This window comes from Streptomyces sp. NPDC058295 (assembly GCF_042880655.1).
GTDB classification, from domain to species: domain Bacteria; phylum Actinomycetota; class Actinomycetes; order Streptomycetales; family Streptomycetaceae; genus Streptomyces; species Streptomyces coriariae.
Genome location: NZ_JBHVYO010000063.1, coordinates 18,903 through 44,233, shown reverse-complemented (window position 1 = coordinate 44,233; position 25,331 = coordinate 18,903). Strand labels below are relative to the sequence as shown.

Sequence of the window (25,331 nt, the reverse complement as noted above, 5' to 3'; positions counted from 1 at the left end):
CGTGCGGACCGACCCGGCCGTCGTACCGCGCGTCGCCCGGTGGCCTCTCGCGGGCTTCAGGGCCCGGACACCAGCCACGGTTCCTGGGGCAGCGTCCGGCCCGTCTCCAGGAGCGACTTGAGGTTGGACAGGACCGCAGGCCAGCCGCTCGACGCGTCGGAGAGTTCGCCCTCGCCGTCGAGATCCTCGTGGGTCACGGTGAGCCGGACGATATCGGCGTGCTGCCGGATGTCGAAGGTGACCCGGGAGTGCCGGTCCGGCCGGCCCTCGTCGCCGGGCGCCCCCCAGCTGGTGACCAGCCGGATGGGGCGCTCGCTCTCGACGACGGTCCCCACGACGTCCGCGATCCCGGAGCCGTCGGTGCGCACATGCTCCCAGCGGGATCCGGGCCGCCAGTCCGACACGTTGGCGTGTCCCCAGTAGGCCGCGGTCAGGTCGGCGTCGGTGAGCGCGTCCCAGACCTTCTCCGGCGCACTGGCGATGTAGGTGACGTACACGAAGGCGGGCTTGTCGGTCATGGCTTCCTCGGATCGTCGCTTGACGTCGGAGAGCACGCGCAGCCGCGGGCGCTCGAACTTGTCGATCCACCGTTCCTGGATCTCGTGGAGCGGGACCGGATCGAGGTAGTGCAGCTTCTCCCGCCCCCGCCGCACCGCCGTGACCAGCCGGGCGGCCTCCAGGACGGCCAGGTGCTGGGTCACCGACTGGCGCGCCATGTCGATGTGCGCGCACAACTCGCCCAGCGTCTGGCCGTTGCGTTCGTGCAGCCGGTCGAGAAGCCGGCGGCGCGTGTCGTCGGCCAGCGCCTTGAAGACCTTGTCCGCGCCCGGGTCCACCCCCGGGCCTTCTCCCGATCGCACACCTCAAGTTAGGCAGGCAATTACCTGCATGTCAATCGGGCCGCAGCCGCCCAGGATCGACCCATGCAGACCAAGGGGAGTTTCATCGTGCCGCCCGCACCGCTGCGGCTCGAAGGGGTGGGGATCACCCTGCGCGAATGGACCGACGACGACCTCGACGCCCTGGTGGAGGTGTACGACGACCCCGAGATCGCCCGGTGGACCCCGGTCGTCTCCCCCTTCGACACCCGGGCGGCCCGTGCCTACCTCGACAGGGCGCGCACGAGCCGGGCCGAACGACGCGCGGCGCAGCTCGCGATCACCACGGACGGCGGGCGCCCGAAGGGCGAGGTGCTGCTGTTCCGCGGCGCGTCGGACGAGCGGGACGCCGAACTCGCCTACGGGGTCGGCGCCGAGCACCGCGGGCAGGGCCTCGCCGGCCGTGCGGTGCGCCTGGTCACGGAGCTCGCGCTGCGCGAACTACGGCCACGGCGGCTGGTGTTGTGCATCGAAGAGGGGAACGCGGCGAGCGAGGCGGTCGCCCACGCGTGCGGCTTCGCGCTCGCCGACGAGCCGCCCGTGCCCCGGCAGGCCAAGGGCCGCGAAGTCCTGCTGCGCACCTGGTCCCTCCGCCCGGAAGGGCACTGACCGGTCGGGCCGCCCGGGAGGAGCGGCCCGACCGGCCTGCGATCAGGCGAGGTTGCGGCCTGACGTCAGGCGACGTCGAGCGCCGTGTCGTCGATGACGAACGAGGTCTGGAGCTTGGAGCCCTCGGTGCTGGTGAACCTGAGGGTGACCGTCTGTCCGGCATACCCGCTCAGGCTGAAGCTGCGCTGGGTGTATCCGGCGGCCGCGTTGAGGTTGGATCGATCGCCGTCCCGTCGGCATCCGGCCGCGCCCGTCGGACCCTCACTCTCTCCGAGACGTTCGACGGGGACGGACACCGAGGGCGAGACGGCGACGCCCGCCTCGGCGCAGCCGTGCACCCGTATCGAGTGGCCATCGGTCGAGATCGGCCCGGCCGCAGTGAGCGCCCGGACCGACTGCGGTGGGCGTCGGCCCGGCCGTCCTACCGCACCGCGTGCTGTCCTACCGCGTGCCGCCCTGCCGCGTGTACAGGTACGGCGTCGTCGTGCTCAGTGGCGCGAAGCCAAGGCGTTCGAGGATGGGGCGGCTCTGGGCGGAGGCGTCGACCTGGAGGTAGCGGTAGCCGCGGTCGGCGGCGATGCGGGCGCGGTGGGCGATCAGAGCGCGGTAGACACCTCGGCCGCGCCAGCCCTCGACGGTGCCGCCGCCCCACAGGCCCGCGAACCTCGTTCCCGGAATGAGCTCCATCCGTGCCGAGCTCACCGGCACGTCCCCCGCCATCGCGAGGAGGGCCACGATCGCGTCGGGGTCGGCGGCGAGGCGGGCGAGCAGGAGGTCCCGCAGCCAGGAGCCGTCGTGACCGAACGCCCGCTCGTTCGCCTCGACCATGAGCTCGACACCCGCCCGGTCCGTGACGGGGACGATACGGACGCCCTCGGGCGGCCCGGCGTCGACCAGCTGGTCACCGGTCTCGCCGATCATCAGGGTCTCCTCCGGGTCGGCGGTGAAACCCGCCGCCGTGAGCCGCTGCCCGAGGTCGGCCGGACGGTCGTGCCCGTGCAGCTTCCACTCGAACTCGTGCCCGAGCCCGGTGAAGTAGGCGACCTGTTCCGCGATCACCGCGTCGGCGTCGGTGGAGTCCAGGTCCGACCAGAGCACCCCGCTCCAGCCGCCCTCGCCGCCGACATGGCGGACCACGGCCCCGGTCCGTTCGACGCGCGCGTCGGAGCTCTCGGGGCGCGCGCCTTCGCGCATGTCCCGGTCGTACAGGGCGAGTACCGCGGCATGATCCATGCGCCCACTCCAGCACCCCTGCCCGGCCGCGACAACGCAATTACCGGTGCGGGAACGAGCGGGGCGCGGCCACGCCGTCCGGCCGCACCGCCGCCAGGTACGCGCTCAGCCGGTCGCGGTTGCGGGCCAGACAGTCGATCCGGGCCTGGATACGGTCGATGTGCCCCTCGAGGAGGGCGGCGGTCTCCGGGGTGAGGTGCTCGGCGGGCAGGACGATCTCGTCGGGGCCGGAGAGATACGGCAGGATCGCGCGGATCATCTCGGTGGTGAGGCCGGAGTCGAGCAGTCCGCGGATCTGCTGGACGTCCCGGACGGCCGCCTCCCCGTAGGAGCGGTAGCCGTTCTCCCCGCGGTCGGGGTGCAGCAGGTCCTGCTCCTCGTAGTAGCGCAGCAGCCGGGTGGGGACACCGGTGCGGCCGGAGAGGTCGCCGATCTTCATGCCGCGCTCCGATCTTCGCGCGCCGCCGCCGTGCTCGGCGCCGTCCCTCGCCGTCGCCGCTCGGCGCCGTCGCTCCGCGAGCGGCGCACCGGGCGACGCTTGCCTTCACACTGATGTGAATGTTCGACCATGGTGGCATGTCCACCACCTCCATGGTCAAGGGCACCGCCGTGCCCGCTTCCCTGCCCTGGCCGGGGCTGCTCGCCCTGTCCACGGCCGCCTTCACCGCCGTGGTCACCGAGCTGCTGCCCGCCGGGCTGCTGCCGCGCATGGCGCCGGCCCTCGGCGTCCCCGAGGCCCGGGTCGGGTTCCTGGTCACCGGGTACGCGGTGGCGTCGTTCGTGGCCGCGATCCCGGTGACCGCGCTGCTGCGCGGCCTGCCGCGCCGGCCGGTCCTCGTCGGCACCCTGCTGGGCTTCGCGCTGAGCAACGCGGTGGTCGCGCTGTCGTCTTCGTACGGCCTCACCTTCACCGCGCGCCTGGTCGCCGGTGTCATGGGCGGCACGCTGTGGGCGATGCTCGCCGGCTACGCGGCCCGGATGGTGCCCGCCGAGCGACGCGGCCGGGCGATCGCGGTCGTGCTCGCCGGCATCACGCTCGCGCTGTCGCTGGGGGTGCCCGCCGGGACGGCGCTGGCCGAGGTGGTGGGCTGGCGTGCGGCGTTCGGGCTGCTGTCCGGACTGGCCGTGCTGCTGGTGGGCTGGGTGTGGTGGCGGGTCCCCGACTTCCCGGGCGAGGCACGGGGCGAGCGGGTGCCGTTGGCCCGGGTCGCCCTGCTGCCGGGGCTCCCGGTGATCCTTTCCGTCACCCTGTTCCTCCTGCTGGGCCACCAGGTGCTCTACACGTACATCGCGCCCTTCACCGAGCACGCGGGGTCCGGTCGTACGGATGTGGTGCTGCTGGTGTTCGGGGCGTCCACGGTGGCCGGGATCTGGGGGACGGGCCTGCTGGTGGACCGGCGCCCGCGGGCCACGCTGCTCGGCGCGCTCGCCCTGTGCGCGGCGGTCATGCTCGCCCTCGGCCGGTACGCCGACGCGCCCGCCGTGCTCCTGGTCTCCGTCGCCCTGTGGGGAGTGGCCTTCGGCGGGGCGCCGACCCTCATCCAGACTGCGCTGGTGAACGCCTCGGGGCCCGCCGCCTCCGACGTGGCGACCTCGCTCCAGACGACGGTGTACAACGCGGGCATCGCGGGCGGCTCGCTGACCGGAGGCGTGGTCCTGGGGGCGCTGGGCGCGGGGGCCCTGCCGTGGACGGCACTGCCGCTGGTCGCGCTGGCCCTCACCGCGGTCGCGCTGGGCCGCCGGCACGCCTTTCCGGTCGCGCGGAGCCGAGCCTAGGCTGGGCGGCGATGCCCGGGTCAACCGTCGAGGAGCCGTACGCCATGGTCGAGGCCGCCGAACTGCCGTATCTGCGCCGCTGCGTGGAACTCGCCGCCGAGGCACTGCGGGTCGGCGACGAACCGTTCGGTTCGGTACTCGTGGGCGCGGACGGCACGGTGCTCGCCGAGGACCACAACCGGGTGGCCTCCGGCGACCGCACCCGGCACCCCGAGTTCGAGCTGGCCCGCTGGTCGGTGGCCCGTCTGTCGTCCGCGGAGCGTGCCGCGGCGACGGTCTACACGTCGGGCGAACACTGTCCGATGTGCGCGGCCGCCCACGCGTGGGTGGGCCTGGGCCGGATCGTGTACATCGCCTCGTCCGAGCAGCTCGCGAGCTGGCTGGGCGAGTGGGGTGCACCCGCCCCGCCGGTGCGGACCCTGCCGGTGCACGAGATCGCCCCCGGAGTGACGGTGGAGGGACCGGTTCCCGAGCTGGTCGAGGAGGTACACGCACTGCACCGGCGGTTCCACGGCGGCTGAGGCGGACCCGCCCGCTCGCACTCCGCGCTTCGACGGCACCACGCGTGCGGCGCGCCGGACCGCCGCAGGCCCCCTGCTCCCGCCCGGTACGACCGAGGGGGCCTGCGCACTCCCGCTCCGAGGAGGTCGGCTCAGCGGTCCGCGTGCGGGCGGAACCGCCGCTGGAGGGCCAGACCGCCGAGCAGCAGGGCCGCGCTGCCGGCTACGGCGGGCAGGGTGGCGTCGGCCCCCGTGTGGGCGAGCGAGGACACGGCCTCGGGCACCCCGAGCTGGGGCGCGACGGCCGGCTTCTGCGGAACGGCCCGCGGGCCGGGGTGCTGCGGCTCCGAGGGCGGGTTGTGCCGGGTCGGCGGCTGCGGCGCCGGCTCGACGGGCGGCGGAGGCTCTTCTTCGGACACGTTGACGGACTCGTTGCCGAGCGCCGGGTTCCCGATGCCGACGACGTTCACGCTGTTGCCGCTGACGTTCACCGGGAGGTGGACCGGCAACTGGACACCGTTGCCGGAGACGACGCCCGGGGAGTCCTGCGTGGCGCCGTGTGCGGTGGCCCCACCACCGGAGGACGCGCCGTGTGTGGCGGCCCCAGCGCCGGAGGACGCGCCGTGCGCCCCGGAAGCGGCCATCGCGCCCTTGTTGGCGCAGGTGTTGCCCGCGGCGGGGTTCAGCACGCCCACCACGTTCACCGTGTTCCCGCACAGGTTCACCGGGAGGTGCACCGGCAGCTGGACAGCGTTGCCGGAGATCAGTCCGGGCGAGCCGGCCGCGGAGCCGTCCGCCGCGGAGTCGGCGTGTGCGGGCAGTGTCACAGCCATCGCGCCGGAAACTGCGGCGACGGCCATCACACCGGTTCGGGTTACCCGTCTCATGGGTCCCTGCCTTCCAGACTTGAATCGCGGGCACTCGCCCGCACCCGGTAGAACGTCGGCGCACCATCTGGGTAATGCCAGAACACCCTTTCACCCCATTGGGTCACCTTTGCGATCCCTCTCAGACTCCCTCGTCGAACTGGTGTCAGCCCCGCCGCACGGGCCTTGCGGGGCGCCCGCGGCGCAACCCGCGAGGGGGCGCGGGGTGGCCCCCGTCCGCCCGGAGGCGGGTCGTCGGCAGGCCGCCTATCGTGAGCGAGGGCGCCGTTCCCGGACCGCTGCGGGCGTCCCTGGAGGCATTGATGCTGGCCAAGCTGCCGACGCGGCCCGGGCTGCGACGCTGCGCGCTCGCCGCCACCGCCGCACTGACCCTGGTGGGCGCGGGCCTGCCGACGGCGACCGCGAACCGGAACGCCGCCGGGGACGACCGTCCCGGCCTCTCCCGGTTCTACGGCCAGAAGGTCACCTGGTCGGCGTGCGACGGAGACCGCATGCCCAAGGACCTCCAGTGCGCCGACCTGACCGTCCCGCTCGACTACCGCCACCCCAAGTCCGGCACGCTCGAACTCGCGCTCGCCCGCTACCGGGCCACGGGCGACAAGCGCGGCTCGGTGGTGCTCAACTTCGGCGGCCCCGGCGGCCCCGGTGTTCCCGAACTCGCCTATGGCGGAAAAGAGTTCATGGATCTCACCAACGGCTACGACGTGGTCAGCCTCGATCCCCGGGGGGTCGGCCGCTCCTCCCCCGTCAGCTGCGGGGACGGCGCGGACAGAGGACTGGCCTCCCTGGACGCCGACTCGGCCCTCGCCGATCCCCAGGCGCTCCTCACCCGGTTGAAGCGGGTCGCCGTCGACTGCGCCGAGCACTCGGGGCCGGTGCTGCCGCACATAGGCACCGTCGACGCGGCACAGGACCTGGACGTGCTGCGCGCGGCACTCGGTGACAAGAAGCTCAATTACCTGGGGTTCTCGTACGGCACCCGGCTCGGCGCGGTCTACGCCGCCCGGTTCCCCGACAAGGTGGGCCGGCTGGTCCTCGACGGCGTGGACACCCTGACCGAGCCGCTCACCGAGCAGGGCCTCGCGGGCGCCCGGGGGCAGCAGGTGGCGCTGGACGGCTTCGTCGGCTGGTGCACCAAGGACATCGCCTGCCCGTTCGGGCAGGATCCGCGCGTGGCCCGCGAGGAGGTCGTCCGGCTCGTGCGCTCGCTGGACGAGGACCCGGTGCCGACCGACTTCGGCGACGACTTCTCCGGCCAGGACCTCGTCGGCGCGATCGGACAGGGGCTGTACAGCAAGGAGCTGTGGCCCCTGCTGGAACGGGCGCTGGCGCAGCTCATCGAGAGCGGGGACGCCAGCGGGGTCCTGAGCTTCGCGACCGGCGGCTTCGCCCTGCCGCTGCCGTTCCCGCTCCGGGCCGCGGGCCGCGGCGAGCCCACCCCCGGGGCGCTCGTCGACGAGGAGGACATCCCCCTCGACAACCTGCCCGCGGCGCTGATGGCGATCAACTGCGCCGACGATCCCGACCGCCCCACGGCCGCGCAGATCTTGGCGGACCTCGAGCGGCTGCGCGCCGCGTACGACAAGGCCTCTCCGGTCTTCGGGCAGTACCGCCTCACCGAGGTCCTGATGTGCTACGGCCGCCCCGGGGGAACCGACTTCATCCGCGACGAGGTGAAGGACCTGAACACCCCGGACATGCTGCTGGTCGGCACGCGCGGGGACCCGGCGACGCCGTACCGCTGGACCGTGGAGACGGCGAAGCGTCTCGGTGCCCCGGCCGTGGTGCTCGACAACAAGGGCGACGGCCACACCGGCTACGGGTCGTCCAAGTGCGTGCACCGCAAGGTCGACGACTTTCTGCTCTACGGCTCCCTCCCGCCCAGCGGCAGCTCCTGCGGGCCCGACGAGGACGACGGCTGAGTGCGCCGGTTCCTGCCGCTGCTGCTCGTCTGCCTCCTCGCGGCCGGGACGACGGTGGCCTCGTCCGCCCGGTCCGCCTGGTGGTGGCTCGCGGCCGGACCGCTGCTGGCGTCGGCCTGTCTGGGGGGCTGGGACCTGCTCCAGCGCCGCCGCTCCGAACTGCGCACCCACCCGCTGGTCGGGCGGCTGCGGTATCGGACGGAGCAGGTGCGCGCGCGTGCCCGGCGCGGCGACCCGCGGGAGCCGTTCGGCGGCGACCGGGACGCGTACGAGTATCTGGTGCCGTCGCTGCGGCCGGTCGAGCCGGCCGAGGAGCCGCCGGTGGTGCGGGTGGGTGGGCCGGACTGCTCCCAGCCCTACGACATGGCGCTGCTGAACGTGTCCGCGATGAGCTTCGGGGCGCTGTCGTCGCGCGCGGTGCTCGCCCTCAACCGGGGTGCGGCGCTGGGGCGTTTCGCGCAGGACACCGGGGAGGGCGGGCTGTCGGAGCACCATCTGCGCGGCGGCGGCGACCTGGTCTGGGAGATCGGGACGGGGTACTTCGGCTGCCGCGACGCCGACGGCGGCTTCGACGCACGGGAGTTCGCGGACAAGGCGGCGCTGCCCGAGGTGAGGTGCGTGTCGTTGAAGCTGTCCCAGGGGGCGGCGCCGGGCAGCGGCGGGGTGCTGCCGGGGGTGAAGGTGAGCGCCGAGATCGCGCGGGAGCGGAAGGTCCCGGTGGGCGAGACGGTGGTGTCGCCGCCCTCGCACCGGGTCTTCTCGACGCCGCGTGAACTGGTGCTGTTCCTGGCCCGGCTGCGTGAGCTGGCCGGGGGCAAACCGACCGGGTTCAAGCTGTGCGTGGGCTCGCGGCGGGAGTTCCTCGCGGTGTGCCGGGCGATGGTGGCGGAGGGTCTGACGCCCGACTTCGTGGTGGTGGACGGGTCGGAGGGTGGCACCGGCGCCGGACCTGCGGGGTTCGCCGGGCACCTCGGTATGCCGCTCACCCAGGGTCTGATCACCGTGCACAACGCCCTGGTCGGCGTCGGGCTCCGGGACCGGGTCCGGATCGGGGCGAGCGGCCGGGTGGCCACCGGCTCGGACATCGTCACGCGTCTCGCGCAGGGCGCCGACTACACCAACGCGGCCCGGGCGATGATGCGCGCCGTCGGGTGTGTCGGCGCGCTGCGGTGCCACACCGGGACCTGCCCGGCCGGCGTCGCGACCCAGGACCCGCTGCGGGCACGCTCGTTGAACGTGGCCGACAAGGCCCGGCGGGTCCGGCACTACCAGCGGGAGACGGTGCGTGACGCCGTCCGGATCATGGCGGCGATGGGCATCCGCGAGCCGGCCGAACTCACCCCCGCCCATCTGGTCCGGCGGACGCGGCCGGGCACGGTCCGTTCTTACGCGGAGCTGTACGAGTGGCTGGCGCCGGGAGAACTGCTCTCCGGACCACCACCGTCCTGGGAGACGGACTGGAAGGCCGCGGACCCGGACAGCTTCGGCTAGCGGCCCCGCGGCGGACGGCCGCGAGGCCCCCGAGGCCTACAACAGCGGCCTACAACGGCCGCAACGGCTACGAGGGTTTGACGCTGACGAAGGCGTCGATCGCCGCCGTCAGCTCGGCCGGCTTCTCGACCGGGAGTTCGTGGCCCGCGTCGAGGACGCGGACGGTGGCGTCCGGATAGGCCTTGGCCATGCGCAGCATCTGCTGCACCGGGAGCTGGATGTCGTGGTAGCCGTGGATCATCAGGGTGGGGGCCTGGATCTCCCCGGCCCGGTCCAGCACGTCGAAGGCACGCATGGCGCCGTACAGCGTCATGACCACCTCGCGCGGGGTGTCCGCGGAGGACTTGATGTACGCGCGGATCTCCTCGCGGGGGTAGCCGGGGGCGAAGGCCCGCTGGATGTTGGTGGCGACGAACAGCTTGAAGGGGACGAGGGTGGAGACGCCCATCAGCAGGCCCCTGCCCCGGCTGTAGGTCATCCGGCCGATGGAGTTCACCAGCACCATGCGCTCCACCCGTTCGGGGTGGGAGAGGGCGACGGTCTGCGAGATCATCCCGCCCATCGAGTGGCCGACCAGCACGAACCGGTCGATCTCCAGGTGGTCGAGGAGGGCCAGGAGGTCCGTCGCCAGCTCCGCGACCGTCTTCACGCCCGCACCGCTGCTCTCGCCGTGCCCGCGCAGGTCGAGCCGGATCACCCGGCGCTGCTCGGCGAAGTGCGCCACCTGGTGGTCCCAGCGGTGCCGGTTCGCCGTCCAGCCGTGCACGAACACCAGGGGCACCCCGTCGCCGTCGCGCGGGCCCTCGTCGTCGTACGTCAGTGCTGCGCCGTCGACTTCGAGCTGCGGCATGGGTGCCTCCTGCGGTGCGGTCCGGACCGGTCCCGGTTACTGACGCGTACGGTAACCGGCGGAGGGGGCCGCCGTCACCGTCGGACGCCCACCGGAAAGCCGTCGCCTGTCCCCAGTCGAGTTCGGGGTCGCCCCACCACACGGTGGCGCCCGCCTAGTCGGGGTGGAAGGTGCAGACGAAGGCGAGCATCAGCATGCCGGTGCCGGCGACGGCCCAGGCGATCAGCGCACCGGCGACACCCCTCTCCTCGGCGAACCGGCTCGGCAGGGAGAAACGCCGGCCCCGACCATCGAGCCGACGACCATGGTGGTGAGCGGCAGGCTCAGTTTCGCGGTGGTCGGCCGGGACCCGGTCTCGGTCTCGGTCTGCGTCATGGATGCCCTACGACGGAGGGACGGAAGCGGTGCGCCGGCGGTCGGGGAGCGTCCGTCGGCCACCGCTGCGACCGTGACAACGCGGGCGCCCTGACATGTATTGATATTGCCCCAAATGCCTGAACGGTGATTGGGACCTATCGTGCTGATATGGAGCACGCACTCAGCCCAGCGACCCTCTCCGAACTGCGGCGCCCGCGCCCCTATCCCGCGGTGTCCGTGCTGACGCCGACGCACCGGCGGGAACCCGAGAACACCCAGGACCGGGTCCGGCTGCGCAATGTCGTGGCCGAGGCGAAGAAACAGCTGGATACCGACCCGGCGGTCAGCCGCGAGCGGCGCGCCGACGTCGCCGACCAGCTCGACCGGGCCCTGGCCGAGGTCGACCTGGCGCACACCGAGGCCGGCCTGGTCATCTACGCCGCCCCCGGCGAGCACCAGGTGTGGTCCCTCGCCCGTGCCGTCCCCGAACGCGTCGTGCTCTCCGACACCTTTCTGACCCGCAACCTCGTCTCGGCCCAGGCCGCCGAACGCCCGTTCTGGGTCCTGTCGGTCTCCGCCGACCGCGTCACGTTGTGGAACGGCGGCGCCGACCGGGTCACCGAGGAGCACGCCGCCGGCTTCCCGCTGGTCAGGAGCCAGCCGAACTTCGACGCCGAACGCATGGAGCGGATCGGCGACCTGCCCAGCACGTTCCGCGACGAGGACACCCGCCACTTCCTGCGCGAGGCCGACACCGCCCTGGGCGGACTGCTGCGCGAGGACCCGCGACCGCTGTACGTCACCGGCGAGCAGGCGGCGCTGTCGCTCCTCGACGAGCTGGGCGGAGCCACCCGAAACGCGGTGCACGTCGCGCACGGCGGGCTCTCCCACGGCACACCCGACTCCGTGTGGCAGGCGGTGCGCCCGCTGCACGACGCGGAGGCCCGCCGGAACACCGCCGCCGTCGCCCGTGAGCTCGACTCGGCCCGTGGACACAAGACGTTCGCGGCCGGCGTCGACGAGCTCTGGCAGAACGCCCGGGAGGGCCGGATCCGGCTGCTGGCCGTGGAGGAGAACTACCGCGTCACGGTCCGCGACGGCGGCGACCATCTCGTCCCCGCCGAGAGCGGCGATCTCGACGCCCGAGAGGACATCGTGGACGAGATCGTCGAGCAGTGCCTGGAGACGGGCGCCGAGGTGCGCTTCGTACCCGACGGCGCACTCGGCGACGCGGACGGGATGGCAGGCGTACTGCGCTACTGACCCGCACCACGGCGGCCGGCCCGATGACCCTGGCCGGCCCCATGGCCCTGGCCGGTCGGTCGCACCGGTCGGCCGGTTGCCCTGGTCGGGGCCCGCTCGGCGGCTCTCACCGGCGGCGTACGCTACGGCGTGATCGTCGACCGGGATGGTGAGTACGCGTGAGTGACCTGCTGGGCGTGGCCGTGCTGGGTGCCGGACACATGGGGGCCGACCATATACGCCGCCTCGATCGCGTGGTCAGCGGAGCCAGGGTCGCCGCCGTGGCCGATCCCGATGCCGCGCGCGCGAAGGAGGCCGTGGCCGGGATCGAGGGGGTGACGGTCCACCCGGAGGCCGAGGCCGCGCTCGACGCGCCCGGCGTCGAGGCCGTGCTGATCGCCTCGCCCGGCCCCGCGCACCAGGAGGCGCTGCTCGCGGCCTTCGCCCGCGGGCTCCCGGTGCTGTGCGAGAAGCCCATGGTGCCGGACTCGGCCGGGGCGCTGCGCGTGCTGGAGGCGGAGGCCCGGCTGGGGCGGCGGCTGACGCAGATCGGGTTCATGCGGCGCTACGACGCCGGGTACCGCAGGCTGAAGGCGCTGCTGGACGACGGGCGGCTCGGGCGGCCGCTGATGCTGCACTGCGTGCACCGCAACGTCTCCTCACCGCCGGGCTTCACCAGCGCGATGCTGATCGACAGCTCGGTGTCGCACGAGATCGACGCGGCCCGCTGGCTGCTCGGCCAGGAGCTGACCGCGGTCACCGTGCGGCGCCCGCGTCCCTCCGCCGGCGCCCCGCAGGGCCTGCTCGACCCGCAGTTCGTGCTCTTCGAGACCGATGGGGGCGCCCTGGTCGACGTGGAGGTCTTCGTCAACTGCGGCTTCGGGTACCAGGTGCGCTGCGAGGCCGTGTGCGAGGCGGGCAGCGCGCGCATCGGCGACGACCAGGGGATGCTCGTCACCACAGGGGGCACCGCCGCCGCGGACGTGCCCCAGGACTACCTCGTGCGGTTCGCGGACGCCTACGACCGCGAGGTGCAGGCCTGGGTCGACGCCACCCGGCGCGGTCTGGTCACCGGCCCGACCGTCTGGGACGGCTACGCGGCCTCCGTCGTCGCCGAGGCCGGGATCCGCGCCCTGGAGAGCGACATGCGCGTCGCGGTCGAACTCGCCCCGCGCCCCGGCCTGTACACCGCGGGCGGTCACTGACACCCGACGGGGCTCAGGCACTGCCGAGCAGGGCCTCCAGCCCCTGGTCGACGGCGGCGCCGACATCCTCCCGGCCCGCCGCGACCACGGCGTAACTGCGCAGCAGGAACCGGCGCAGGGCGCCCGTCTCGAACTGGAGCAGGGCCAGGCCGAGCGGAGAGTGGAACTCCACCACCGTACGGACCGGCCCACAGGGCCAGATGTGCACGTCTCCGGTCCCGGCCGGACCGCTCACACCCTGCTCCAGCAGGGTCCGGCCGAAGGTCCAGGTGACGGCCTCACCCGCGAGGGAGACCTCCGGCGGGAAGTCGACGTGTACCGCGAACGGGTCGGTGGAGTCGTAGCGGAGCGTGGCGGGCACGGGCAGCTCCTGGTCCTCCGCGGTGATCAAGCGGGCGCGGACGGGTTGTTCAAGAGTGATGTCCATGCATGTACGACCTCGCCGGGGCCACTTGCATTACGCGAAAGCGGTGTCCAATTCTTGTGACCTGCATCACAGCGGCCGTTGCCTGGAACATCAGCCCGGCGAACATGCGACCGATGGTCACCTCGACCCCCTCAGGAGTCCCCCAAGTCACGTACGTCACCTACGACTTGACCCCTTTCCGGCGCCCGCCGACCACCTCCCGCCACCCCTCCGTGAAGACACTGGCATATGCCAGAAGCACCACCGAATCGTGTGTTGCCAAATCCCTTACACGCCGTCGCGGGCTGTGCAACAGTCGTAACGGCCCTTGTGTCAGCCTTCGCCGTACCGTCCCCCATCGGAGTGCGTCATGCCGCCCCATGTCTCCGCGGACCGCTCAGCCGCCCAGCCGCCGGGGCGCGGCTCGGTCGACGCGCTGATCACGCAGACACGACGGCTCAAGGGCGAGATGGACGCCGTACGGCAGGACACCCGGAGCGACACGGCGGACCCGCAGGGGCGCTGGCAGCGCGCGCTCTGCGATCTGGCACTGCACCAACTCGACGACCTCGACGCGCACTTGGCCCAGTTGCGGGACGGTCCGCCGCCCGTGCCGGCCGCCGAGCCCGTGCCCGCCGCACCGGTCGCTTCACGGCGCGAGGCGCTGCTGAGCCGGGTCGGCAGCGCGGAGTGGAACCTGCTGACGGACGAGGCCGTCTGGTCCGAGGAGCTCTACGGGATCCTCGGCCGCGATCCCGCCGCTCCCCCGCTCACCCTCGACGAACTTCCCGCGCTCGTCCTCGACGAGGACCGGCCGAAGCTGACGGCTATGGTCACGGACTGTCTGATCGACGCCCGGCCCATCGACGGCGAGTTCCGGGTCGTGCGCCCGGACGGCGAGCACCGCACCGTGCACATGATGGGCGAGCCCGTGCTCGACACCGAGGGCGGCACCACCTCGATGTGGGCCGTGCTGCGGGACGTCAGCGAACTGCGCCGCAGCCAGCGGGCGGTGCGCGAGAGCCGTGACTCGCTCCAGCGGCAGCGGCACCGGGCCCAGACCGAACACCGGCTCGCGGTGGAGTTCCAGGAGGCCGTGCTGCCGCCGTGGCGCGGCTCCCCGCGCCTGCCGCACCAGGGCCCCGGCTCCCTCGACCTCGCCGCCCACTACCTGCCCGCCGCGACGACCTCGCAGATCGGCGGCGACTGGTACGACGCGCTCGAACTCTCCGACGGGCAGACGCTGCTGAGCGTCGGTGATCTCACCGGCCACGGCCCTGCCGTCACCTCGACCACGGCGATGCTGCTGGGCGCCCTGCGCGGAATGGCCATGGCGGGCACCTGGCCGGCCCAACTGATGTCCTGGCTCAACCAGTTACTGGACGCCACGGTCCAACCGGCCCTGGGCAGCGCGGTCTGCTGCCGCTACCGGCCGGACACCCGCACCCTGACGTGGGCGCAGGCCGGACACCCCGTCCCGTTGCTGTTCCGCGACGGGACGGGACGTCGGATGGACGCACCGGAGGGCGTGCTCCTGGGAGCCACCGCACGCGCCGCCTACGGGCAGGCCGAGGAGACCCTCGAAGAAGGCGACCTCCTTCTGCTGCACACCGACGGGCTGGCACCCGCCGACCGCCTCCTCGGCCTGGCCCCTCGTCTGGACAGGGCGCGCACCGCACAGGAGTGCGTGCGGATGGTCGTGGAGGAGTGCGGCGAGAGCGAACGCGCCGACGACGCCTGCGTGCTGGTCGCCCGGGTCACCCGGTGAGTGGACCGACCGACGACAACCCGCCTACACCTGGGTGCCGTTGCCCCCCTTGCTCCCCCGGCTGCCCTTCTGCTTCGGCAGCGCCAGCCTGATCTCCTCCCGCAGTTCGCTGATCCTCGGGTAGCCCGCGTACTGCGCGGTGAGCCGGTACATCTGGCTCAGCCGGTCCCAGGTGCGCCGGGAGGAGTTCGATCCCATCGACATCAGGGCCAGCCGCGCGAACCGGTCCGCCTGCTCGGGGTCATCGGCGATGAAGCAGGCGGACGCCATGGACAGATGGTCGAAGATCTTCGACCGTTCCCGCCCGTCGACGCGCAGCGCCAGCGCCTTCTCCGCGTAGTACTGGGCATGCGCGGCCGCCTGTGGCTCGAACTCGGCCAGCGTGCGGTAGGCCAGCGCCTGCATGCCGTACAGATCCTCGTCCTTGAAGGTCTGCATCCAGGACGGCGGTGTGACGTCGCCCTTGTCGGAGACGAAGAGGTCCTCCGCCTGGCCGAGGGTACGGCGCATGGCCTGGCCCTTGCCCATCGACGCCTGCGCCCAGGCCTCGATGGTGTGGAACATCGCCCGGGTGCGCGCGGTCACGTTGTCGCCGGATCCGGACTGGGCGAGTTTCATCAGGTCGAGGGCCTCGTCGGGCCGCCCGAGGTGGACCATCTGACGGGCCGCCCGGGAGAGCGCCTCGCCGGCCCGTGGGCGGTCACCGCCCTCTCGTGCGGCATGGGCGGCGATGACGAAGTACTTCTGGGCCGTGGGCTCCAGACCGACGTCGTGCGACATCCAGCCCGCGAGGACGGCGAGGTTGGCCGCGACGCCCCACAGGCGCCGCTGGAGATGGGTGGGATGGTGGTAGGCGAGGATGCCGCCCACCTCGTTGAGCTGTCCCACCACGGCCTTGCGTTGCAGCCCGCCTCCGCGGGCCGCGTCCCAGGCCCGGAACACCTCCACCGAGCGCTCGAGTTCGTCCACCTCCTCCGTTCCGATGGGGGCGGCCTCGTAGCGGTCGAACCCGGCGGGGTCGGCGTGGTGCAGGAGGGGATGGTCGATGACAGGAGCGTCGGAGGAGAGGGTGGGGTCGGTGTGCAGCCACTCGTACATGGCACTGCTGAGAGCTGAGCCCGCGGCGAGCGCGGCACCCGCGCCCACCAAGCCGCGTCGGTTGAGCATGAGGTCCATTCCCGTGAATTCGGTGAGGACCGCAGCAGTCCGTTCGGGCGCCCACGGCACATCGTCGGGATGTTCCACACTCCCGCCGCCGGGCCGATTCCCTGTACGCCCGTGCCGGACCAGACCGAGGTCCTCGATGGTCACGACACGGCCGAGACGCTCGGTGAACAGAGCCGCCAACACCCGCGGTACCGGATCACGCGGGATCTCTCCCGTGTCGATCCACCGCCGCACCCGGGAGGTGTCGGTCGACAGCTGGGGGTGGCCCATGGCCGCCGCCTGCCGGTTGACCAGCCTCGCGAGTTCACCCTTGGACCAGCCGGCCAGGCCGAACAGGTCCGAGAGGCGGGTGTTGGGTTGTCCGCTCACGTCAAGCCCCCAGGTTCTCGGCTGAGTTGACAGTAGCCCGGTGAAAGTTGCCGGGCGACTATTCGCCAGGGTTCGCCAGGGTTCGCCAGATGGTGTGCCACTGGGCGATGGGTGTCAGGTAGGAAAGCGCCACCCCGACCCGGTCGCCGAGGGACATTCCCCAGGGTGCACCCGAAAGGACCGGTCGGGGCAGCGCTCTGACGTCCGGCACACGAAGGGATCTGTTTCTCCCATGTACGCAGCATCGTCCTCCGTGTCCGCCCCGCCCCGGTCGCTGCACACCCGCCCGGGCGGCGGCGGCCCCTACCTCGACCCCGCCGCGCGGTCGGCGGGTCCCGCGCTCGGCGCCGGTCCGACCCGGCGTCCCGCGGGGCTCGGCACCCCACCGCTCAGCGGGAGACTCGACCTGTCCGGCCCCCAGGGCGCCCAGCTGCGCACGGCGATCGCGTCCGTGCACCGGATCTGCCCGGAGTTCGCGCCGGTCCAGGTGCTGCGCCGCAGCGGACGCTCGGTGCTGCTGGTCGGTACGACCGGCCGCAGCACGGCGGTCGCCAAGTGCTTACTCGACCACTCCCCCGTGTGGGCCGAGCAGATCCGGCACGAAATAGCCGCGTACCGCACGTTCGTCCGGCACCGCCCTCCGGTGCGGGCGCCGAGACTGATCGCGGCGGACCCGGACAACTGCACACTGGTGATCGAGCGGATGCCGGGCCGGGTGGCGGCACTCCAGCGGCACCCCACCGAGGCCCCGCCGCGGGCCGACGTCCGGGCGGCACTCGGCGCGGTCTGCCGGCTCAACGCCTGGCGGCCGCCGGCGGGGACGTTCGACGCCCCGCTGGACTACGCCGCCCGTATCTCCCGCTATCACGAGCTGGGTCTGCTCACCGACCGGGACCTCGGCGACCTCCAGAAGCTGCTGCACGGCATCGCGGCCACCGCGGGCCGGCAGGGCATGGGCCAGTTCTGTCACGGCGACGCCCTCCTGTCGAACATCCTTCTCTCACCGGCCGGTCCAGTGCTGGTGGATTGGGAGCACGCGGGTTGGTATCTGCCGGGCTACGACCTGGCGACGCTGTGGTCGGCGCTGGGCGACGCGCCGGTGGCGCGCCGTCAGATCAGCCAGATCGCCCAGTTGGCGGGCCCGGCCTCCCGGGACGCCTTCCTGGTGAACCTGATGCTGGTCCTGACCCGCGAGATCCGTACCTACGAGACGGCCGTGCAGCGTTCGATGCACGACGTCACCCCGGCGGCTCCGGGGGGCCATCCGGGTGGCACGCCGTCCGGCGAGGAACAGCGCCTGCTGCTGCGACGGCTGCACGACGACTGCCAGCTGGCCCGCCGGGCCGTGCGCGCGGCGGTCGGCACGCGCTGAGGGGACGGGGGTTCCGCGGTTGCGCCTGAACGGCGGCGCCGCGCGGGCCCCCGCGGTGCGTCAGCGGTGTCTTGACAAGGGAAATCGCCTGTCTGTGGGCATGATTGACGGGTTGTCGGCAAGCCGGTGACAGATGGCTCATGTCCGGCCCCGCACGCCCCGCCCGCTCGTCCCAGGAGGCCGCATTGCGAAAACCCGTCACTCACCCCGGACCTGGCAGACACCCCCGTAGAGCCGCAGGCGCCCTGGCGTCGGCGGCTCTGTTGCTGCCGCTGCTCGGCGCGGCCTTCCCGGCCGAGGCGACCGCTCCCTCGACCTCCCGGGCTGCCGGGGCGGCCGGCCTCCAGCGGGCCTTCGCCGTCGCGGCCGCCGAGTACCACGTGCCGCGGAGCCTGCTGCTGGGCGTCTCCTATCTCCAGTCCCGCTGGGACACGCACGCCGGAGCGCCGAGCGTGACCGGCGGCTACGGACCGATGCACCTCACCGACGCGCGTACGGCGCTCGCCGCGGCCCCGCACCACAGCCAGGGCGCGGAGGACGCCCGTGGCGACTCAGCCCGCCCGGCCCGTGTCCCGCGGACGCCGCTCCCGGCCGGCGAGGAGCTCCCGGCCCGGCTGCGCACCCTGCCGAGGGCGGCGGAGCTGACCGGCCTGAGCGCCGAGGAGCTGCGCACGGACCCCGCGGCCAACATCGCGGGCGGCGCCGCGCTCCTGGCCGCCGCGCAGCAAAGCCTGGGCGAGCCGCTGAGCGGCGACCCGGCGGACTGGTACGGCGCGGTGGCGCGCTTCTCGGGCGCGGAGGACCGCGCGACGGCCGCCGACTACGCCGACGACGTCTTCGACGTGCTCCGCACCGGCGCGGAGCGCATCACGGACGCCGGTGGGCCGGTCGCCCTGGCCGCCGTGCCGGACCTGGCCCCGCGGACCGGCCAGCTGGGGAAGACCGGCCTGCGCACGACCTCCACGGCCGGCACCGAGTGCCCGACGACGGTGTCCTGCGAGTGGATCCCGGCGCCGTACGAGCAGTTCGGCGACAACGACTACGGCAACCACGACCTCGGCGACCGGCCCGCCGCGCCGAGCATCAAGTACATCGTCGTGCACGACACCGAGGGCGGCTGGGAGGGGGTGCTGAACATGGTCCAGGACCCCACCTATGTGTCCTGGAGCTACACCCTGCGCTCCACCGACGGGCATGTCGCCCAGCATGTGAAGGCCAAGGACGTGGCCTGGCACGCGGGCAACTGGTACGTCAACGCCAAGTCGATCGGCCTGGAGCACGAGGGCTTCCTCGCCCAGCCGGACTCCTGGTACACGGAGGCGATGTACCGGTCGTCGGCGCGTCTGGTGAAATACCTGGCCGCGCGGTACGGCATCCCGCTGGACCGGCAGCACGTCCTGGGCCACGACAACGTGCCGGGGCCGACCACCGCGACCGTCTCCGGGATGCACACCGACCCGGGCCCCTACTGGGACTGGCGGCACTACTTCGAGCTGCTGGACCGGCCCTTCGCGGCGTCGGCCCGCAGGAGCGGCGGTCTGGTGACGATCCGGCCGGACTACCTCGCCAACCAGCCGGTGTACACGGACTGCGTCACCAAGGGCCGGCCGTGCGCGGCGCACGGTTCGGGCGCGGTGCGGCTGTACTCCGACCACGACGAGAAGTCGGCCCTGATCAAGGACATCGGCCAGGGCTCGGCCCCGACCACGGGCGTGAACGACATCTCCTCGCGGGTGTCCACCGGCCAGCAGTACGCGGTCGCCGACCGGTGGGGTGACTGGACGGCGATCTGGTATCTGGGTCAGAAGGCGTGGTTCCACAACCCGAAGGACCGGCCGACGGCGGTGCCCGCGGCGGGCCAGGTGATCACCCCGAAGGACGGCCGCGACAGCGTCCCGGTCTACGGCCGCGCCTACCCCGAGGCGTCGGCCTACCCGGCGGGCGTCCCGGCCCAGGCGGTGTCACCGCTTCCGTACACCCTGCCGAAGGGCCAGAAGTACGTGGTCGGTGACAAGGTGCCGGGCGAGTACTACTACGCGGTCACCTTCGCCACCGGCTCGCACCGGGTCGTGATCGGTGAGGACCAGTACTACGAGATCCAGTACGGCCACCGGGTGGCGTTCGTGCGAGCCGCGGACGTGCAGCTGATGTCCTCCACGTCGTAGCGGCGCCTCAGCCCTGCTGGAACAGCTCCGCCGGGAGCGGTTTCAGCAGGGCGTACAGGTCGTCCGTGATGGGGCGGTCCCAGGCGGCGATGGTCACCAGGACGTTGTCGCTGCGGTCGAACTGCACGCAGGAGATCCGGCCCTCGGAGAGCTTGAGGCGGCGCACGATCAGAAGGTTGTCGCCCTGCATCACCGGCATGTCCTCGGTGCCGACGACGCTCACCTCCTCGTCGTTCTCCAGCGCGAGCAGCAGCTGGGCGACCTCGAAGGGGACCTCGCCCTCCTCCACCTCGCGGGCCGGGGAGCCCTCGGGCAGGTTGCCGATGATCATCGCGGGGCCGCGGCCGCCGAAGAGGTCGTAGCGCAGGAAGACGCCCTGGCAGCTGCCGTCGGGGGCGGGCAGCAGCCCGGCACCCAGATTGCCGGGCCAGTCGCCCGGATCCATGGCCAGGACGTCGAAGTCGGGCCCGGCGGGAGTGGCGCTGCGGCGGCGGAGGAACGACATGCCGCCATGGTACGTGGACAGCGCCGTCCGGCGACCGCCGGGAGGGACGCGGTTCGTCGTCCCGGGGGGCCGTCACTCCCCGGGCGGTGGCGGCCGACGCCTGTCCGCCCGCCTCCCGCGTCGGGTCCCCTGGTCCGGGCAGGCTTCCGGTGCCGGCCGTGCGGCCGACACGGGTCTCAGGTCAGGTCGAACTCCCCCTCCCGCGCCCCCGACACGAACGCGCCCCACTCGGCGGGCGTGAAGATCAGGGAAGGGCTCTGGGGGCTGCCGCTGTTGCGCATCGCGATGAATCCCTCGACGAAGGCGATCTGGACATCCCCCCGCCCCCGGCTGCTGGACTGCCACTCGGCGTTGCTGAGGTCCAGCTCCGGCTTGTCCCAGCCCGTGAGCGGCTGCTGCTGGATGGTGCTCTCGGCCACGTCCGTGCTCCTCCCGGTTCGTCGTCCGCGGGTCAGCCTAGCGATCGGTCCCGGACGCCGACAGAGCACGTGAGGGGGACCTTTCAGGACTGCGGTGGCCGCGCTCCCACGAGCCACATGGAGAAGAACTGCGAGCCGCCGCCGTAGGCGTGCCCGAGGACCTTCCCGGCCCGCTCCACCTGGTGTTCCCCGGCCTGGCCGCGCACCTGGAGCGCCGCCTCCGCGAAGCGGATCATGCCGGAGGCTCCGATGGGGTTGGTGGACAGGACGCCGCCCGACATGTTGACGGGCAGGTCGCCGTCGAGCTCGGTCACCCCGGCCTCGGTCAGTTTCCAGCCCTCGCCCTCGTCGGCGAAGCCCAGGTTCTCCAGCCACATGGGCTCGTACCAGGAGAACGGTACGTACATCTCGACGGCGTCGATGTCGCGGCGCGGGTCGGTGACGCCGGCCTGCCGGTAGACGTCGGCGGCGCAGTCCCGGCCGGCCCGCGGGGACACGGCGTCCTTGCCCGCGAACAGGGTCGGTTCGCTGCGCATCGCGCCGCCGAGCATCCAGGCCGGCGGCCGGGGCGCGCGGGCGGCGCCGGCCCGGTCGGTGAGGATCATCGCGCAGGCGCCGTCGGAGGAGGGGCAGGTCTCCGAGTAGCGGATCGGGTCCCAGAGCATGGGCGAGGCCTGGACCTTCTCCAGCGTGATGTCGTGCTCGTGCAGGTGGGCGTAGGGGTTCTTCAGCGCGTTGCGCCGGTCCTTGTACGCCACCAGCGAGCCGACGGTGTCCGGGGCGCCGCTGCGCCGCATGTAGGCCCGCACATGTGGCGCGAAGAATCCGCCCGCCCCGGCGAGCAGGGGCTGCTGGAAGGGGATCGGCAGCGACAGTCCCCACATGGCGTTGGACTCGGACTGTTTCTCGAAGGCGAGGGTCAGCACGGTGCCGTGGACGCGGGCCGCGACGAGGCCCGCGGCGACGAGCGCGGTGGACCCGCCGACCGAGCCGGCCGTGTGCACCCGCAGCATCGGCTTGCCGACCGCGCCGAGCGCGTCGGCGAGGTAGAGCTCGGGCATCATGACGCCCTCGAAGAAGTCGGGGGCCTTGCCGATGACGACGGCGTCGATGTCGGCCCACGTCAGCTCGGCGTCGTCGAGGGCGCGTCGGGCGGCCTCGCGGACCAGCCCCGCGATCGACACGTCCCGGCGGGCCGCGACGTGCTTGGTCTGGCCGATCCCGACGACGGCCACGGGCTCCTTGCTCATCGCGGTTCCCCTTCGAGTACGGCGACCAGGTTCTGCTGGAGACACGGGCCGGAGGTGGCGTGGGCGAGGGCGCGGTCGGACTCGCCCCGGTGGATGCGGGCGGCGGCCTCGCCGACGCGGATGAGGCCGGCGGCCATCATCGGGTTGGCGGCGAGGGCGCCGCCGGACAGGTTCACCCGCACGCTGTCGTCGAGCCGCAGCGCCTTGCGCAGGACGACCTCCTGGGCGCTGAACGGAGCGTGCAGTTCGGCGGTGTCGACGGGTCGTTCGAAGGCGCCGGCCCGTTCGGCGGCCAGGCGGGTGGAGGGCGAGTCGGTCAGGTCGCGCACGCCGAGCGAGTGGGCCTCGATCCGGTGGTCGATGCCCCTGATCCAGGCGGGCCGGGAGCACAGTTCGCGGGCCCGCTCCCCGGCCGCGAGGATCACGGCTGCGGCGCCGTCGCCGACGGGAGGGCAGTCGCCGGTGCGCAGCGGCCGTACGACGTAGTCCCCCTGGGGGACCGCGCCACGGAGCTGTGCGCGGGAGTTGAGGGTCGCGACCCGGCGGCTGCGGGTGGCGATCGCGGCGAGTTCGCTCTCGTCGGTGTCGCCCGCGTCGATCAGGGCCTGCGCCTGGAGGGCGGCGAGGGCGACGGAGTCGGGCCACAGCGGGGCGACGTAGTACGGGTCGAGCTGGCGGGTGAGCACGTCGCGCAGGGAGCCGGGTGAGGACTTGCCGTAGGAGTAGACGAGCGCGGTGTCGGCGTCGCCGGTGAGCAGCTTGGTCCACGCCTCGTACAGGGCCCAGGCGCCGTCCATCTCTACATGGGACTCCGAGATGGGGGGCCAGGCGCCGACGCCGTCGAGGGCGAGGGTGAAGGAGAAGGCCCGGCCGGCGAGGTAGTCGCTGGAGCCGGAGCAGGTGAAGTCGATGTCGGCGGTCTTCAGGCCGGTGCGGTCCAGGACGCTGTGCAGGACCGGCATGAGCATCTCGACCTCGGAGAGCTCGTCGGAGGTGCGCAGGACGTCGGTCTGCGCGAAGGCCACCACCGCGATGTCCCGGGTCACAGCAGCTCCTTGTAGGCGTCGTAGTCCGCGTCGGGTTCGCCGGTCGGCCGGTAGTGGTCGGGGTAGCGGGCGCCGTCCGTCCACACGGGTTCGACGCGCAGGCCCATGCGCACCTGGTCGTAGGCGATGCCGCCGATGCGGGCGTGCAGCGCGAGATCGGCGCCGTCGAGGGCGATGTGGGCGTAGACGTAGGGCACCTCGATGTCGAGGTTCTTCGCCTTGATGTTGACGATGCAGAAGGTGGTGACGGTCCCGCGCGGCCCGACCTCGACCTGCTCGCCGGTCGGGACGCCGCAGGTGGGACAGGCGCCGCGCGGCGGCACGTACACCTTGCGGCAGGACGGGCAGCGCTCGCCGACGGTCCTGCGGTCGGCGAGGGAGTTGATGTAGGCGGTCTGGGCGCGGCCGGGCGAGTAGGTGTAGTCGAGCCGGGCGGCGGCGACGATGCCGCCGACCGGGTCAGCGAACTCGCCGGTGCTGCCCGTGAGTTCGGCCGGCTCGCCGTCGTGCGGCTCGAAGCAGGCGATGTCGGTGATGGCGCCGGTGCGCTGCTCGGCCCAGCGGATCCGGACGCGCATTCCGGTGTGGACGGCGTCGGGGCCGGGGGCGTCGAGGGCGTGCAGGAGGGCGGTGTCGGCGCCGTCGAGCCGGACCAGGGCCCAGGCGAAGGGGGTGGTGAGGGGCTGTCCGCGGCGGGGGGCGTGGTTCCAGGCCCAGGTGGTGACCGTGCCGGTGGGGGCGACCTCGACCAGGTCACGCAGGTCGTCGGCGGTGACCGGGTCGTACTCGACGGGCGGGACGAGGGTGCGGCCGTCGGTGGTCGTCACCCCGAGAACGACCCGCTCGCGCAGACCGGTGAGAAAGGCGCTCTGGACGGGCCCGAGAGACCGGGTGAACGGAAACTCGACGACCAGCGGCGCTTTGAGAACTTCGGGCATCGGGGCTGCCTCCTCGGGAAGCCGACGTCAAGGGGGGCGCCCCGCAAGGGGCGCGGGGAACTGCGCGACCAGCCACGACGGCCCCGCAGACCGCGAACGACATGCACCACCCGCTCACCCGGCGGAGCGTCACGCACGCTTGTAGACCGGCGCCCGCTTCTCCGTAAAGGCACGCGCACCTTCCTTCGCGTCGTCGGTGTCGAACACCGGCCAGCCCCGGGTGAGTTCGGCGGCGAGGCCGTCGGTCTCGGTCAGATCGGCGGCCTCGTACACGGACGCCTTCACGGCCTCCACGGCAAGTGGCCCGCAGGCGTTGACGCGTTCGGCGATCTCCAGGGCTTTTTCCAGGGCGGTGCCGTCGGGGACGACATGCCCGATCAGCCCGATGTCGGCGGCCTCGCGGGCGGTGTAGGGCCGGCCGGTGAGCAGCATCTCCAGGGCGTGGGTGCGCGGGATCTGGCGTGGCAGCCGGACCGTCGAGCCGCCGATCGGGAAGAGGCCGCGTTTCACCTCGAAGAGTCCGAAGGTGGCGGACTCGCCCGCGACGCGGATGTCGGTGCCCTGGAGCATCTCGGTGCCGCCGGCCACGCAGTACCCCTCCACGGCGGCGATCACCGGCTTGCGGGGGCGGTGGTGGCGGAGCATCGCCTTCCAGTGCAGGTCGGGGTCGGCCTTGAGCCGGTCCCGGTGCCGCTCACCCTCCATGCCGCGGCCGGCCAGGGCCTTGAGGTCCATGCCTGCGCAGAAGGAGCCGCCCGCGCCGGTGAAGACGATCGAACGGACGGAGTCGTCCGCGTCGGCCTCGAGCCAGCCGTCGTACAGGCCGACGAGCATGGCGATCGAGAGCGCGTTCCTGGCCTCCGGTCTGTTGAGCGTGAGCACGAGTGTGGCGCCTTCGCGGCGCACGGTGAGGTGTTCGGTGCCGCTCATCGCAGGTCTCCCCTCGGAAAGAACGAGAACAGGTTGCAGGAGGCGT

Annotated in this window: 23 protein-coding genes and 2 pseudogenes; 10 read left to right on the top strand and 15 right to left on the bottom strand. The window is 72.8% G+C overall.

Features of this window, described 5'->3' with window-relative positions; all coding sequences use genetic code 11:
- Window positions 1–56: 56 nt before the first annotated feature.
- Complete coding sequence (locus ACFVYS_RS39145; protein ID WP_389510026.1) at window positions 57–836, bottom strand: ArsR/SmtB family transcription factor; 780 nt, start codon at window positions 834–836, stop codon at window positions 57–59.
- Between the two features lie 87 nt (window positions 837–923).
- Between ACFVYS_RS39145 and ACFVYS_RS39140 the strand changes: the two genes are divergently transcribed.
- Window positions 924–1,487 (top strand): GNAT family N-acetyltransferase, encoded by a 564-nt coding sequence (locus tag ACFVYS_RS39140; protein ID WP_389510024.1) that lies wholly within the window; start codon window positions 924–926, stop codon window positions 1,485–1,487.
- Window positions 1,488–1,552: 65 nt separating this feature from the next.
- Here the strand turns inward: ACFVYS_RS39140 and ACFVYS_RS39135 are convergent.
- From ACFVYS_RS39135 to ACFVYS_RS39125, 3 genes and pseudogenes are all read right to left on the bottom strand, one after another.
- Window positions 1,553–1,705, bottom strand: a pseudogene (locus tag ACFVYS_RS39135) (hydrolase); the annotation flags it as partial.
- A gap of 223 nt (window positions 1,706–1,928) precedes the next feature.
- Window positions 1,929–2,720: a GNAT family N-acetyltransferase gene (locus ACFVYS_RS39130; protein WP_389510022.1), complete on the bottom strand. Its 792-nt coding sequence runs from the start codon at window positions 2,718–2,720 to the stop codon at window positions 1,929–1,931.
- A 40-nt stretch (window positions 2,721–2,760) separates the two neighbouring features.
- Entirely contained in the window at window positions 2,761–3,159 is a 399-nt protein-coding gene (locus ACFVYS_RS39125; protein WP_389510021.1) for a MerR family transcriptional regulator, read from the bottom strand.
- Between the two features lie 137 nt (window positions 3,160–3,296).
- On the opposite strand from ACFVYS_RS39125, the gene ACFVYS_RS39120 reads away from it, so the two are divergent.
- Both ACFVYS_RS39120 and ACFVYS_RS39115 read left to right on the top strand, forming a co-directional pair.
- A complete protein-coding gene (locus ACFVYS_RS39120) occupies window positions 3,297–4,496 on the top strand; it encodes an MFS transporter (RefSeq protein ID WP_389510019.1) in 1,200 nt (399 codons plus the stop codon).
- 44 nt (window positions 4,497–4,540) lie between these two features.
- Window positions 4,541–5,017, top strand: a complete 477-nt coding sequence (locus ACFVYS_RS39115) for a nucleoside deaminase (protein ID WP_389510034.1) — start codon at window positions 4,541–4,543, stop codon at window positions 5,015–5,017.
- Window positions 5,018–5,148: 131 nt separating this feature from the next.
- Here ACFVYS_RS39115 and ACFVYS_RS39110 read toward each other — a convergent pair whose 3' ends face one another.
- The gene (locus ACFVYS_RS39110; protein ID WP_389510032.1) at window positions 5,149–5,856 is read right to left on the bottom strand and encodes a chaplin; all 708 of its coding nucleotides are present in this window, start codon (window positions 5,854–5,856) and stop codon (window positions 5,149–5,151) included.
- A gap of 329 nt (window positions 5,857–6,185) precedes the next feature.
- Here ACFVYS_RS39110 and ACFVYS_RS39105 point away from each other — a divergent pair, with 329 nt between their 5' ends.
- The gene (locus tag ACFVYS_RS39105) at window positions 6,186–7,805 is read left to right on the top strand and encodes an alpha/beta hydrolase (protein WP_389510030.1); all 1,620 of its coding nucleotides are present in this window, start codon (window positions 6,186–6,188) and stop codon (window positions 7,803–7,805) included.
- On the top strand, window positions 7,806–9,296 hold the full coding sequence (locus tag ACFVYS_RS39100; protein WP_389510018.1) for an FMN-binding glutamate synthase family protein: 1,491 nt from the start codon (window positions 7,806–7,808) through the stop codon (window positions 9,294–9,296).
- A gap of 67 nt (window positions 9,297–9,363) precedes the next feature.
- On the opposite strand, the gene ACFVYS_RS39095 is transcribed toward ACFVYS_RS39100, so the two are convergent.
- Both ACFVYS_RS39095 and ACFVYS_RS39090 read right to left on the bottom strand, forming a co-directional pair.
- Entirely contained in the window at window positions 9,364–10,146 is a 783-nt protein-coding gene (locus ACFVYS_RS39095) for an alpha/beta fold hydrolase (RefSeq protein ID WP_389510017.1), read from the bottom strand.
- Between the two features lie 175 nt (window positions 10,147–10,321).
- Window positions 10,322–10,521, bottom strand: a pseudogene (locus tag ACFVYS_RS39090) (arginine-ornithine antiporter); the annotation flags it as partial.
- Between the two features lie 150 nt (window positions 10,522–10,671).
- Between ACFVYS_RS39090 and ACFVYS_RS39085 the strand changes: the two are divergent.
- Both ACFVYS_RS39085 and ACFVYS_RS39080 read left to right on the top strand, forming a co-directional pair.
- Window positions 10,672–11,766, top strand: a complete 1,095-nt coding sequence (locus ACFVYS_RS39085) for a chemotaxis protein (protein WP_389510015.1) — start codon at window positions 10,672–10,674, stop codon at window positions 11,764–11,766.
- A gap of 158 nt (window positions 11,767–11,924) precedes the next feature.
- Complete coding sequence (locus ACFVYS_RS39080; RefSeq protein WP_389510013.1) at window positions 11,925–12,950, top strand: Gfo/Idh/MocA family protein; 1,026 nt, start codon at window positions 11,925–11,927, stop codon at window positions 12,948–12,950.
- Window positions 12,951–12,963: 13 nt separating this feature from the next.
- Here the strand turns inward: ACFVYS_RS39080 and ACFVYS_RS39075 are convergent, their stop codons facing one another.
- Complete coding sequence (locus ACFVYS_RS39075; protein WP_389510011.1) at window positions 12,964–13,377, bottom strand: SsgA family sporulation/cell division regulator; 414 nt, start codon at window positions 13,375–13,377, stop codon at window positions 12,964–12,966.
- 349 nt (window positions 13,378–13,726) lie between these two features.
- On the opposite strand from ACFVYS_RS39075, the gene ACFVYS_RS39070 reads away from it, so the two are divergent.
- Window positions 13,727–15,124: a PP2C family protein-serine/threonine phosphatase gene (locus ACFVYS_RS39070; RefSeq protein WP_389510009.1), complete on the top strand. Its 1,398-nt coding sequence runs from the start codon at window positions 13,727–13,729 to the stop codon at window positions 15,122–15,124.
- A gap of 24 nt (window positions 15,125–15,148) precedes the next feature.
- Here ACFVYS_RS39070 and ACFVYS_RS39065 read toward each other — a convergent pair whose 3' ends face one another.
- On the bottom strand, window positions 15,149–16,660 hold the full coding sequence (locus tag ACFVYS_RS39065; RefSeq protein ID WP_389510007.1) for a hypothetical protein: 1,512 nt from the start codon (window positions 16,658–16,660) through the stop codon (window positions 15,149–15,151).
- A gap of 232 nt (window positions 16,661–16,892) precedes the next feature.
- Between ACFVYS_RS39065 and ACFVYS_RS39060 the strand changes: the two genes are divergently transcribed.
- Both ACFVYS_RS39060 and ACFVYS_RS39055 read left to right on the top strand, forming a co-directional pair.
- Window positions 16,893–18,032, top strand: coding sequence for an aminoglycoside phosphotransferase family protein (locus tag ACFVYS_RS39060; protein ID WP_389510006.1), 1,140 nt, complete (start codon window positions 16,893–16,895; stop codon window positions 18,030–18,032).
- 140 nt (window positions 18,033–18,172) lie between these two features.
- On the top strand, window positions 18,173–20,197 hold the full coding sequence (locus ACFVYS_RS39055) for an N-acetylmuramoyl-L-alanine amidase (protein WP_389510004.1): 2,025 nt from the start codon (window positions 18,173–18,175) through the stop codon (window positions 20,195–20,197).
- 7 nt (window positions 20,198–20,204) lie between these two features.
- Here the strand turns inward: ACFVYS_RS39055 and ACFVYS_RS39050 are convergent, their stop codons facing one another.
- The 6 genes from ACFVYS_RS39050 to ACFVYS_RS39025 all read right to left on the bottom strand — a co-directional run bounded on the left by ACFVYS_RS39050 (window position 20,205) and on the right by ACFVYS_RS39025 (window position 25,285).
- Window positions 20,205–20,702: a hypothetical protein gene (locus ACFVYS_RS39050; RefSeq protein ID WP_389510002.1), complete on the bottom strand. Its 498-nt coding sequence runs from the start codon at window positions 20,700–20,702 to the stop codon at window positions 20,205–20,207.
- Window positions 20,703–20,878: 176 nt separating this feature from the next.
- Entirely contained in the window at window positions 20,879–21,121 is a 243-nt protein-coding gene (locus ACFVYS_RS39045) for a DUF397 domain-containing protein (protein WP_020126126.1), read from the bottom strand.
- 83 nt (window positions 21,122–21,204) lie between these two features.
- Window positions 21,205–22,371 carry a thiolase domain-containing protein gene (locus ACFVYS_RS39040; RefSeq protein ID WP_327181305.1) on the bottom strand — a complete coding sequence of 389 codons (1,167 nt, stop codon included), beginning with the start codon at window positions 22,369–22,371 and terminating at the stop codon, window positions 21,205–21,207.
- Window positions 22,368–23,417, bottom strand: a complete 1,050-nt coding sequence (locus ACFVYS_RS39035; RefSeq protein ID WP_389510000.1) for a thiolase domain-containing protein — start codon at window positions 23,415–23,417, stop codon at window positions 22,368–22,370. Before ACFVYS_RS39035 ends, ACFVYS_RS39040 begins: the two co-directional genes overlap by 4 nt.
- Window positions 23,414–24,355 carry a Zn-ribbon domain-containing OB-fold protein gene (locus tag ACFVYS_RS39030; protein WP_389509998.1) on the bottom strand — a complete coding sequence of 314 codons (942 nt, stop codon included), beginning with the start codon at window positions 24,353–24,355 and terminating at the stop codon, window positions 23,414–23,416. Before ACFVYS_RS39030 ends, ACFVYS_RS39035 begins: the two co-directional genes overlap by 4 nt.
- 129 nt (window positions 24,356–24,484) lie before the next feature.
- The gene (locus tag ACFVYS_RS39025) at window positions 24,485–25,285 is read right to left on the bottom strand and encodes a crotonase/enoyl-CoA hydratase family protein (protein ID WP_389509996.1); all 801 of its coding nucleotides are present in this window, start codon (window positions 25,283–25,285) and stop codon (window positions 24,485–24,487) included.
- Between the last annotated feature and the right edge of the window lie 46 nt (window positions 25,286–25,331).

Coding starts and splice junctions, on each gene's coding strand:
- ACFVYS_RS39140 (WP_389510024.1), top strand. CDS start 924: ATGCAGACCAAGGGGAGTTTCATCGTGCCGCCCGCACCGCTGCGGCTC.
- ACFVYS_RS39130 (WP_389510022.1), bottom strand. CDS start 2,720: ATGGATCATGCCGCGGTACTCGCCCTGTACGACCGGGACATGCGCGAA.
- ACFVYS_RS39125 (WP_389510021.1), bottom strand. CDS start 3,159: ATGAAGATCGGCGACCTCTCCGGCCGCACCGGTGTCCCCACCCGGCTG.
- ACFVYS_RS39120 (WP_389510019.1), top strand. CDS start 3,297: ATGTCCACCACCTCCATGGTCAAGGGCACCGCCGTGCCCGCTTCCCTG.
- ACFVYS_RS39115 (WP_389510034.1), top strand. CDS start 4,541: ATGGTCGAGGCCGCCGAACTGCCGTATCTGCGCCGCTGCGTGGAACTC.
- ACFVYS_RS39110 (WP_389510032.1), bottom strand. CDS start 5,856: ATGGCCGTCGCCGCAGTTTCCGGCGCGATGGCTGTGACACTGCCCGCA.
- ACFVYS_RS39105 (WP_389510030.1), top strand. CDS start 6,186: ATGCTGGCCAAGCTGCCGACGCGGCCCGGGCTGCGACGCTGCGCGCTC.
- ACFVYS_RS39095 (WP_389510017.1), bottom strand. CDS start 10,146: ATGCCGCAGCTCGAAGTCGACGGCGCAGCACTGACGTACGACGACGAG.
- ACFVYS_RS39085 (WP_389510015.1), top strand. CDS start 10,672: ATGGAGCACGCACTCAGCCCAGCGACCCTCTCCGAACTGCGGCGCCCG.
- ACFVYS_RS39075 (WP_389510011.1), bottom strand. CDS start 13,377: ATGGACATCACTCTTGAACAACCCGTCCGCGCCCGCTTGATCACCGCG.
- ACFVYS_RS39070 (WP_389510009.1), top strand. CDS start 13,727: ATGCCGCCCCATGTCTCCGCGGACCGCTCAGCCGCCCAGCCGCCGGGG.
- ACFVYS_RS39060 (WP_389510006.1), top strand. CDS start 16,893: ATGTACGCAGCATCGTCCTCCGTGTCCGCCCCGCCCCGGTCGCTGCAC.
- ACFVYS_RS39055 (WP_389510004.1), top strand. CDS start 18,173: ATGTCCGGCCCCGCACGCCCCGCCCGCTCGTCCCAGGAGGCCGCATTG.
- ACFVYS_RS39050 (WP_389510002.1), bottom strand. CDS start 20,702: ATGTCGTTCCTCCGCCGCCGCAGCGCCACTCCCGCCGGGCCCGACTTC.
- ACFVYS_RS39040 (WP_327181305.1), bottom strand. CDS start 22,371: ATGAGCAAGGAGCCCGTGGCCGTCGTCGGGATCGGCCAGACCAAGCAC.
- ACFVYS_RS39030 (WP_389509998.1), bottom strand. CDS start 24,355: ATGCCCGAAGTTCTCAAAGCGCCGCTGGTCGTCGAGTTTCCGTTCACC.
- ACFVYS_RS39025 (WP_389509996.1), bottom strand. CDS start 25,285: ATGAGCGGCACCGAACACCTCACCGTGCGCCGCGAAGGCGCCACACTC.